The following is a 9,788-nucleotide window of genomic DNA, read 5'->3' as shown; positions in this document are numbered from 1 at the left end:
GCGCGCGGCGCGCGGGTACGGGCCGGAGCGGTTCGCCGCGCACTCGGTGGCCCTGGGCGCACGGCCGGACCGCAGTACCTTCCCCGCGCAGGCGCCCTGCCCGGTCCTGATCGTGGGGGCATCACACGACCAGGTGGTGCCCACCGAGGAACAGCGCAGGTGGGCCGAGGCAAACGGTGCCGGGGGCGGTGGTGCGGGCGCCAGCAGCAAGGGCGCCCGGGCGGTGGCCTACGTGGAGATCCGGGAGACCGGGCACATGCTGCCGGTGGAGACGCCTGAAGAGTTGGCCACCGCGATCAGCGACTGGTGGCGCCGCACCGAGGCCTGATGCGGGACATTCTCGGGTCGCCGAGCGCAGCATCGTGCCGACACTGCTCCTCGCCGCAACCCCCCGGACGGTCTAGAGTTCTTCCCCAGAAGGCGGGGTGGTCGTCAATGACTTCTCGGAATCGACCGTTGTCCCAGAGATCCGTCGCGCCGGGGGACAGGGCGAATCGCGCGTTGAGGGAGCTCGACGACCAGGTCTTCTCGGACGTCGTCCTGCGGGAAGTGCATCGTCGCAGTGCGTTCGGCCGGGTCGCCGGGCAGATCGACAGGGCCGTGAAGACGGTCCGGGCGCCGGACGGTGACCTGCTCCGGGGACCCGCGGCACCGCGTGCCGGAGGTGGCGCTACTGCCGCTCGTCGTGCCCGTGCCGTTGCGGTCTCAGTCTCGCGGGGTGCCACATTGCAAGTGCCTGTGATGTGCTCGGTCGAAGCGGCTGAGGCCCTCGCGCGGCGCGGAGTGTTGTCCGAATCCACCGCCGCCGACGCACTTCGGACGTTCGCGCGAGACGGCCGCCTGATCGCGCTCCGCGGCGACCGGAGATGGGTCTACCCGCGATTCCAACTGGACTACTTCGATCCGCGCGACCCGAACAACATCATCTGCGCGATCAACCGGGTGCTGGACGCCGGTCGCTATCCGGAAGCTGCGACCTCCTGGTGGACCCTGCCGTCGGTCGCCCTGCCCGGCATGCGCCCACCCGTAAACCTGTTGGGAGGCGACCACGACGCACTGCGGCAGCTGGCGTCGGAGTACGCGTCCGGAGCTGATCGGTGACAGGTGCGCGGCGGCTGACTCAGCGGGGGAGTTGCCCGTCGTCGATCTTGATGACGGTCCCGGTGACCGCCTCTGACGCGTCCGAGACGAGGTAGAGCAGCGTGGAATCGAGCTGTTCGGGTACGCCGAGTCGCTTCCGCGGGAACCCGGGCGCGATGTCGCCGACCCGCTCGAGCATCCCGTCGGTCATCTCCGACTCGAAGACTCCCGGCGCGATGGCGTTGACGTTGATGAGATTGCGCGCCCACTCCACGGCGAGGGCCTCCGTCATCCGACTGAGTGCCGCTTTGGTCGTGGCATAGAGGGCGGCCCCGTTCCCGGCGTAGTGGTACGCGGCCATCGAGGAGATGTTGACGATCCGGCCCGGGGTTTCGGCCACGATCAACCGTCGGGCCACCCCGGTCGCCATGAGCCACGGGCCACGGATATTGGTGTCCAACACGGCGTGCACGAGCTCCAGTGGCATCTTGTGTGCGCGCTGCGCATCGGGGATGCCGGCGTTGTTAATCAGGATCCGGGGAGCGCCGAGACGCTCGGTCACCTCCGTGAGGCAGGACTCGACGGAGGCCGGATCGGCGACGTCCAGCCGAACGCCGTGCGCGCTGCCTCCGCGTCGGCTGATCGCGTCGACGACCTCCTCGATCCTCTCGGTACGCCGCCCGGTCACGACGACTGTCGCGCCCGCGTCCGCGAGCACATGGGCGAATCGGGCGCCGAGGCCGGCGGTCGATCCGGTGACGATCGCGACGCGACCGGTGAGGTCGACAGAAGTCATGGGGAGTCCTCTCCGAGGTGGGGGGTGGCGGTGGAACCGGTCAGATGATGCGGCGAGGCAGTGAGGGAAGTAGCTCAGGTGAGAAGAGGTCGGGCAGGCCGTCCGAGACGCGGTCCGGGAAGTCCGGCTCCTCCTTGGCCAGGAACGCGGAGACGCCGGCGCGGACGTCGGCGGACGTGCCGCGGGTGTAGATTCCGATGGACTCGGCGCGGTGGGCCACCTCGGGGTCGGGAGCGCCGAGCATCCGCCACATGAGCTGGCGGGTCAGCGCCGCCGACACCGGGGCAGTGCCGCGGGTCAGCTCGCGGGCGATCTCGATGGCGCGGGGGAGGACCTCGTCGGCGGGCAGCAGCTCACGCACCAGGCCGCGCTCCAGGGCCTCGCCGGCGAGGATGGTTCTGCCGCCGACAGTCCACTCGACCGCCGTGGAGATGCCCACGATGCGGGGCAGGAACCAGGTGGAGCACGCCTCCGGCACCAACCCTCGTCGCGTGAAGACGAACCCGAACTTGGCGTGGTCCGCGGCGATACGCACGTCGGTGGGCAGGGTCATGGTCACCCCGACGCCCGCGGCCGAGCCGTTGATCGCCGAGATAATCGGCTTGGTCATCCGGAAGATGCGTAGCGAGACCAGGCCGCCCGTGTCCGGCGGGGGGTTGCCGGTGTCCTGGCCGGGATCGACGGCGAAGGTGTCGCCCCCGCCCGAGATGTCGGCCCCCGCGCAGAACGCCCGCCCGGTGCCGGTGAGCACCACGGCCCGGATGTCGTCGTCGGCGTCGCAGGCGTCGAGGGCGGCGACGAGGTCGGTGAGGTTCCGCGTGGTCGCCGCGTTGAGCCGATCGGGGCTGTTGAGCCTGATCACGGCGACGTCGTCGTGGCGCTCGAGGACGACCTCTCGCTGGTCGGCTGCGGTCTCGGGTGCCTGGTCGGGCGAGGGCTGCATGGTGACGGACGCTACCCGCGGTGGCGGGTGGTGGGGCCGGGATCCGATACTGACCGGCTGCGCATACTCGCCGCCGGCTCGACGGGGGAGGATCCGGGTTCAGCGGTTCGGGTTGGTGGCCGCGCCATCGAGCCAGAGCATGTCGGTCGCGTCGGCGTGTGAACCGGTGGAGCCGACGTGCTTCGAGCTGATCTGAGGCCCCTTGGTGATCACGTGGACGAGCGCCATGCCGTGGCCGCGGCCGAGCCCGTAGTCGTTCTTCAACCACTCCAGAATCGGCCCGGCCTTGGTGCCGGGGCCGAAACCGCGTTCGGTCGCCTGATCCACGAGTTGCCGCGGCGTCAGCCCGGTCTTGGTTTCGATGATGTCGAGATACGCCTGGAAGGACATCGGATTCTCCTCTGATCGATAGGCGGCGGGGTGATGGGTTTCGGGTGATGAGCGAGTGGGTCCGGTCAGGCGTCCGCGGAGTCCGAGCGCAGGGCATAGGTCGCGACGATGTTGCCCGCCTGGGTCTGCGTCGAGTTCAACAGACGCAGGCGCGTCGTGGGGACGGACTCGTCGAAGAGCCTGCGGCCCTCACCGGAGATCACCGGGTGGATGGTCAGCGTGAGCTCGTCCACCAGGCCCGCCAGCACCAGCCTCCTGGTGGTCTCCACGCCACCCGCGATCGCGATGTCGCCGCCCGGTTCCTGCCGCAGCTGCCCGAGGTACCCGGCCGCATCACCGGTGGCGATAACGCTGTTCCACGGCAGCTCGCCCGTCAGGGTGGAGGTGAGCACGTGCTTGCGGACCGGGTTGACCCACTCGGCGAACGGGTCCTGCGCACCGGGCCAGTAACCGGACCACTCCTGCCAGAGCGTGCGGCCCAGCACCAGGTCCGTGGTCGCGGCAGTCATCTTCTGCATGAACTCCATCTCCTCGGGTCCGAAGGCGTCGAACTGCCAGTGCTCGGCATGCTCCGTCACGCCGTTGAGCGTGGAGAACATGTGGGCCGTGATCGTGCGGCTCATGATGATCCCTCCTGAGGGGACTCGGGGGCCCGGTCGAGCAGGTGCTCGGGGCCCGAAGGACCGTCCTCACAGGGGTAGACGGTGCGAGGCGCCGAAAGTGATCGGTGCGGCGGGGATTCTCCCTACGGCAGGTGGGCGGGCAGGCCGAACTCGGCGAAGTGGCCCGCGCCGATGAAGTGGGTGAGGGCCGAGAGGCGGCCGGCGCGGGACTCCAGGACGTGGATCGCGAACGGCTCCCATCGAGCCGCGCTGGAGTCGCGAACGCCGGCGTCGTTTCGGCTCTCGTCTCGACCGCCGCCGTCGTGATAGACCGCGACGGCCGGACGGCCGTTGGCGGAGGTGACGATGGTCCGCGAGTTGCGGCACACCTGCCCGGGGCCGCGCCACCAGCGCTCGATCTGCGCGGGGCCGCGGAGCCAGAGCTCGAACGGCGGCATGCTGAACTCCGCGTCCTCGGTGAGCAGGTCGACTAGGCGGTCGACGTCGTAGGCCTCGAAGGCGGCGACGTACTTCTCGAGAAGCCGGGTGTCGTAGGCGGGGGCGTCGTCCGCGGTGTCGGTTGGGAGAGTGGCCCCGTGCTGGGCCATGGTCTTGCGCGCCCGGGCGAGTGCGGAGTTGACCGAGGCCACGGACATGTCGAGGAGGTCCGCGCACTCCGCCGCCGAGAGCACCAGGACATCGCGGAGGATCAGCACGACCCGCTGCCGGGGTGGCAGGAACTGCAGCGCGGCGACAAAGGCGAGCCGGACCGATTCGCGGGCGAGGGCGGTGGCGGACGGGTCGACGCCGAGATGGGCGTCGCTCGCCGGGCCGATCCACATCTGCTCGGGCATGGTGGCCAGCGACGTGGGGTCGTCTGGGACGCGGCCGGGCTCGTTGAGGTCCACCGGAAGGCTGCGTCGCTGCGGCGCGCGAGCCATGTCCAGGCAGACGTGGGTGGCGATGGAATACAGCCACGTACGCAGCGACGAGCGGCCGCCGAATTCGGCGCCATCCCGCGCCCTCCACGCACGCAGCATCGTCTCCTGCGTTGCGTCTTCGGCCTCCGCGATACAGCCGAAGTAGCGGTAGCAGTAGCCGAGGATCTCGCGGCGGTAGGTCTCCGCCTCGGTCGTGTTCACGCGGTCATTGTCCGCCTGGGGTGCGGAATTGTGGTGTGGTTCGGCGGCCGGGCGACAGGTTCCGGGGGACAGTGTCCACCGCCGATGCAGCGGCCGGCCTTCTTGATCAAAACTTCACGCGACCTCTACCTGAACTGGTGCGTGCACGCGCGATGCTGATGTCACCAACCGAAGGACGGTGACGACCATGATGGGCTGGTCGGGTCAGCTGAGTGCCACCGGGTGGATCATCATGGCGGTGTGCATGCTCGTGTTTTGGGCGGCACTGCTGTCCATGCTGGCCATGATGTTCCGTAATGACCGTTCCGGGGGGCACGGACGCACCGCGCCGGAGGCCGATCCGCTTCGAGTGCTCGAAGTGCGTTTCGCCCGCGGAGAGATCGGCTCCGACGAGTTCGTGGCCCGCCGAGAGGAGCTGACGCGCTCCGGCAACTCCGTACCGACGAAACCCGAGCACGGGCGGCCCCGTGTCTGAGCTGACCCGCCGGTCCTTCCTCCTCGGTTCAGCCCTCGCCGGGGCCGGGGCGCTCGTCGCCTGTTCCGGAGCGGGCCCGCCGACCGGTACCCCCGTGCAGCCCTTGTCGGACGCTGTCCGTCGTGCCGAGCTGGCGCGCCGCAGCGCGGGCCAACGGGTGGTCTCAGCGCGGTTGACGCCGCGTCCGGTCGACGTGGATCTCGGTGGACGCGTCGTCTCCACCTGGGGCTACGACCCTAGCCTGCCCGGGCCGCTACTGCGTGCCCGTGTCGGGGATCTGCTCAAGGTGGAGGTGGACAACCAGCTGCCGGCGGAAACCAGCGTGCACTGGCACGGACTGGCACTGAGCAACGACATGGACGGGGCACCCGGCCTGACTCAGGACCCCATCGCCCCCGGCGGTCGGTTCGCTTACGAGTTCACCGTCCCGCACGCGGGCACGTACTTCTATCATTCGCACTCCGGGCTCCAACTCGACCGCGGACTCTACGGGCCCCTGATCGTCGACGACCCGAACGAGCCCGGTGACCATGAGCACGAGTGGATCGTGGTGCTCGACGACTGGCTCGACGGCACCGGTCGCACCCCCGACGATGTTGCCCGCGACCTGGGCATCGGTGACGCCGCAGGTATGGGCAGCGGATCTGGGATGGGAAGAATGGGCGCGATGGACCACGGCGGCATGAGAGGGATGGGCGCCACGGACACGGGTTCCGAGACGATGCTCTCGCCGATGCTCGGCGGCGCCGGGGACGTGAGCTATCCGCTCTACCTGGTCAGTGGGCGGGTCCCGGAGGACCCGATGGTGTTCAACGCGACACCCGGGGAGCGAGCGCGTATCCGCCTCATCAACGCCGGTGCTGATACCGCCTTCCGCGTGGCCCTGGGCGGGCACCGGATGACCATCACCCACACCGACGGCTTCCCGGTCGTGCCGCAGGATACCGATGCACTGATGGTCGGGATGGGCGAGCGGTTCGATGTGCTCGTCACCCTCGGCGACGGCGTCTTCCCGTTGTTCGCGCAGGCCGAGGGCAAGACCGGTCACGGGCAGGCACTGGTGCGCACCGCTGCGGGCGACCTGCCTACCCGGTCCCGACCCGACGAGCTGGACCGGCAGGTGCTGTTCGGCACCGATCTGGCGCCTCGCGCGGACGTCCGACTGGAAGAGAAGGGGCACGATGTTTACCACAGTCTGGACATGGGCGGGACCATGTCGCCGTACAGGTGGACCCTGAACGGCCGCGCTCACCCCGACATCACGTCGTTGGACGTCAACGAAGGGCAACGGGTTCGTATGCGGATGCGCAACATGTCGGACATGTTCCACCCCATGCACCTGCACGGACACACCTTCGCTCTGCCCGATACCGGGCTGCGCAAGGACACCGTCACGATCAGACCGATGCGCACCGTGGAGATCGAATTCGATGCCGACAACCCCGGCCAGTGGGCGCTTCACTGCCACAACGCCTATCACCAGGAGGCCGGGATGATGACCACCCTGTCCTACCTGGCCTAGTGAACACCCTGAAACACCCAAGACAGCCGAACCCCTGAGCCCCGCCACTCCCAGGAGGCTATTGATGTCGCATCCGGAACACGGACCCGCGCAACCGAACCCGGCGCCGACCAGACACGGCCACGGCGCCGAGGTTCACAGCCCGCCCCCCGCCGAGCACGGCGAGCACGTCGCCCATGTCGGGCCGGGCGGGCACGGCGAGGACGGGGGCCACGATCGACACGCTGGGCACGGGGCACACGGGGAGATGTTCCGCCGTCGCTTCTGGGCGTCGCTGGTGCTGGCGATCCCGGTGGTGTACTTCAGCCACATGGTCGCCGATCTGCTCGGCTACACCATGCCGAATTTCCCCGGCGCCATGTGGATCGCCCCGGTGCTGGGCACGGTGATCTTCCTCTACGGCGGCACCCCGTTCCTCACGGGCGGCTGGGCCGAACTCCGCTCGCGCCGCCCGGGGATGATGCTGCTGATCTCCATGGCGATCACTGTCGCCTTTGTCGCCTCCTGGATCACCACCTTGGGCCTCGGCGGGTTCGAGCTGGACTTCTGGTGGGAACTGGCGCTGCTTATCGTGATCATGCTGCTCGGGCACTGGCTCGAGATGCGCGCGCTCGGCTCGGCCTCGGGAGCCCTCGATGCGCTGGCGGCCATGCTGCCGGACTCGGCGGAGAAGATCACGGATTCCGGGACTGTCGCAGTTCCGCTTCCGGACCTCGAGTTGGGGGACCTGGTGCTCGTGCGCGCAGGAGCGCGGGTGCCCGCCGACGGCACGGTCACCGACGGCCGTGCCGAAGTCGATGAATCGATGATCACCGGCGAATCCAAGACGGTCACCAGAGAAGCCGGCGACACCGTGGTCGCCGGAAGCGTTGCGACGGACAGCGCGCTGAGGGTTCGGATCACCGCGGTGGGCGAGAGCACGGCTCTGGCCGGCATCCAGCGGATGGTCGCCGACGCCCAGGCCTCCTCGTCCCGAGCGCAAGCTCTGGCAGACAAGGCCGCGGCGTTCCTGTTCTATTTCGCCACGGTCGTGGGCATCCTCACGTTTGCGGTCTGGGCGTTGCTCGGCAACGTCGACGAGGCCGTGGTGCGCACGGTGACCGTGCTCGTGATCGCCTGTCCCCACGCGCTGGGGTTGGCTATTCCACTTGTGATCGCGATCTCCACCGAACGAGCGGCCAGGTCCGGGGTGTTGGTCAAGGACCGGCTCTCGCTCGAACGCATGCGCACCGTCGATGTGGTCCTGTTCGACAAGACCGGCACCTTGACCGAGGGCCAGCACCGGGTCACGGGAGTCACCGCCGCGCGCGGGGTCACCGGGGAGCGGGTGTTGGCGTTGGCGGCGGCGGTCGAGGCCGACAGTGAACACCCCGTCGCCCGGGCTATCGTCGCGGCGGCCGATGACCGGGTGCCGGCCGGCGAGCGGATCGCCGCCACCGATTTCCGGTCCCTGCCAGGCCGTGGGGTCCGCGCCCGTGTCGATGGCACCGAGGCCAGCGTCGGCGGTCCCGCCATGCTCAACGAACTGGGGTTGTCGATTCCCACCGACGTCGCGGAGGTGACCGAGCAGTGGGTGTCGCGCGGGGCGTCGGTGTTGCACGTCGCCGAAGGTGACCGGATCCTGGGGGCCGTCGCGCTCGAGGACGCCGTGCGGGAGGAGTCCCGGCAGGCGATCGACGCCCTGCACGCCCGTGGGGTCTCGGTCGCCATGATCACCGGCGACGCCCAGCAGGTCGCGGACGCCGTGGCCACGGACCTCGGGATTGACGAGGTGTTCGCCGAGGTGCTTCCCGAGCACAAGGACGCCAAGGTCACCGAGCTCCAGAAGCGCGGGCACAGGGTGGCGATGGTCGGCGACGGGGTCAATGACGCCCCCGCCTTGGCTCGCGCTGATGTGGGCGTGGCGATCGGTGCCGGGACCGATGTGGCCATCGAATCCGCCGGGGTGGTGCTCGCCGCGAACGACCCGCGGGCGGTCCTGTCTATCATCGACCTCTCCCATGCCAGCTACGGCAAAATGTGGCAGAACCTGGTGTGGGCAACGGGGTACAACGTCATCGCTGTGCCGTTGGCCGCCGGGGTTCTGGCCTTTGTCGGCGTGGCGATTTCCCCCGCGGTCGCGGCGATCCTCATGTCTGTCTCGACCATCGTGGTGGCGCTCAACGCCCAGCTGTTGCGCCGCCTCGACCTCGACCCGGCACGATTGGCCCGCACATGACCACGGTGTGACCGATCTGGTCGCTCATGTCGAGAACCCGGATCCGGTTCCGTCCCCCTAGTGCAGCGACCACACTGGGTCGCACAGTACGAGGAGGATCGCCATGGCCAAGTACCTGTTGCTCAAGCACTACCGGGGTGCCCCGGAGCCACCCAATAACGTGCCCATGACCGAGTGGGCGCCCGAGGAGGTGTCCGCCCACATCCAGTACATGAACGACTTCGCCGCTCGGCTGGAGGAGTCCGGCGAGTTCGTCGACGCCAACGCGTTGTCGGAGTCGGGGACGTGGGTGCGGTACGACGGCGAGGGCCGCCCGCCGCTGACCGACGGCCCGTTCCCCGAGACCAAGGACCTCATCGCCGGCTGGATGATCATCGAGACCGCCAGCTACGAGCGGGCCCTCGAGCTCGCGGGCGAGCTATCTGCGGCCCCGGGGGCGGGCGGGGAGCCGATCCACGAGTGGCTCGAGCTGCGGCCTTTCCTGGAGGCTCCCCCGGAGTTCGAGGGCTGACCCTGCCATGCACGGGCCTGCCAAGACCGGGCCAACCGCAGACGGGCAGGAACTGCGCGAGCTGACCCCGCGGGTGATCGGCGTGCTCGTGCGCCGTGGGGCGGACTTC

11 protein-coding genes are annotated in these 9,788 nt (G+C 69.3%); 6 read left to right on the top strand and 5 right to left on the bottom strand.

Annotated features, from left to right (window positions below; genetic code table 11):
- Nucleotides 1–328 (top strand): alpha/beta fold hydrolase (locus tag G6028_RS09975; protein WP_182658764.1); only part of this gene is annotated, 328 nt, incomplete at its 5' end.
- A gap of 458 nt (nucleotides 329–786) precedes the next feature.
- Nucleotides 787–1,101 (top strand): hypothetical protein, encoded by a 315-nt coding sequence (locus tag G6028_RS09970; protein ID WP_141244239.1) that lies wholly within the window; start codon nucleotides 787–789, stop codon nucleotides 1,099–1,101.
- A gap of 19 nt (nucleotides 1,102–1,120) precedes the next feature.
- Here the strand turns inward: G6028_RS09970 and G6028_RS09965 are convergent, their stop codons facing one another.
- The 5 genes from G6028_RS09965 to G6028_RS09945 form a co-directional block, all read right to left on the bottom strand.
- Nucleotides 1,121–1,876: an SDR family NAD(P)-dependent oxidoreductase gene (locus G6028_RS09965; protein ID WP_182658763.1), complete on the bottom strand. Its 756-nt coding sequence runs from the start codon at nucleotides 1,874–1,876 to the stop codon at nucleotides 1,121–1,123.
- 40 nt (nucleotides 1,877–1,916) lie between these two features.
- Nucleotides 1,917–2,819, bottom strand: a complete 903-nt coding sequence (locus G6028_RS09960; RefSeq protein WP_182609465.1) for an enoyl-CoA hydratase-related protein — start codon at nucleotides 2,817–2,819, stop codon at nucleotides 1,917–1,919.
- A 99-nt stretch (nucleotides 2,820–2,918) separates the two neighbouring features.
- The gene (locus tag G6028_RS09955) at nucleotides 2,919–3,209 is read right to left on the bottom strand and encodes a DUF4287 domain-containing protein (RefSeq protein ID WP_182658762.1); all 291 of its coding nucleotides are present in this window, start codon (nucleotides 3,207–3,209) and stop codon (nucleotides 2,919–2,921) included.
- A 65-nt stretch (nucleotides 3,210–3,274) separates the two neighbouring features.
- The gene (locus tag G6028_RS09950) at nucleotides 3,275–3,832 is read right to left on the bottom strand and encodes a dihydrofolate reductase family protein (RefSeq protein WP_095718241.1); all 558 of its coding nucleotides are present in this window, start codon (nucleotides 3,830–3,832) and stop codon (nucleotides 3,275–3,277) included.
- Nucleotides 3,833–3,954: 122 nt separating this feature from the next.
- Nucleotides 3,955–5,025, bottom strand: a complete 1,071-nt coding sequence (locus G6028_RS09945; protein ID WP_182617159.1) for an RNA polymerase subunit sigma-70 — start codon at nucleotides 5,023–5,025, stop codon at nucleotides 3,955–3,957.
- Between the two features lie 115 nt (nucleotides 5,026–5,140).
- Here G6028_RS09945 and G6028_RS09940 point away from each other — a divergent pair, with 115 nt between their 5' ends.
- From G6028_RS09940 to G6028_RS09925, 4 genes are all read left to right on the top strand, one after another.
- Nucleotides 5,141–5,428 carry an SHOCT domain-containing protein gene (locus G6028_RS09940; RefSeq protein WP_182658765.1) on the top strand — a complete coding sequence of 96 codons (288 nt, stop codon included), beginning with the start codon at nucleotides 5,141–5,143 and terminating at the stop codon, nucleotides 5,426–5,428.
- A complete protein-coding gene (locus G6028_RS09935; RefSeq protein ID WP_095718238.1) occupies nucleotides 5,421–6,950 on the top strand; it encodes a multicopper oxidase family protein in 1,530 nt (509 codons plus the stop codon). The genes G6028_RS09940 and G6028_RS09935 overlap by 8 nt, the downstream gene beginning before the upstream one ends.
- Before the next feature lie 64 nt (nucleotides 6,951–7,014).
- Nucleotides 7,015–9,168 carry a copper-translocating P-type ATPase gene (locus tag G6028_RS09930; RefSeq protein WP_095718237.1) on the top strand — a complete coding sequence of 718 codons (2,154 nt, stop codon included), beginning with the start codon at nucleotides 7,015–7,017 and terminating at the stop codon, nucleotides 9,166–9,168.
- Between the two features lie 103 nt (nucleotides 9,169–9,271).
- Nucleotides 9,272–9,679, top strand: a complete 408-nt coding sequence (locus G6028_RS09925) for a YciI family protein (RefSeq protein WP_095718236.1) — start codon at nucleotides 9,272–9,274, stop codon at nucleotides 9,677–9,679.
- The last annotated feature ends 109 nt before the right edge of the window (nucleotides 9,680–9,788 follow it).

Source organism: Dietzia cercidiphylli (assembly GCF_014145145.1).
GTDB classification, from domain to species: domain Bacteria; phylum Actinomycetota; class Actinomycetes; order Mycobacteriales; family Mycobacteriaceae; genus Dietzia; species Dietzia natronolimnaea.
The sequence above is the reverse complement of the archived record's forward strand: the minus strand, read 5'-3'. Positions and strand labels throughout refer to the sequence as shown.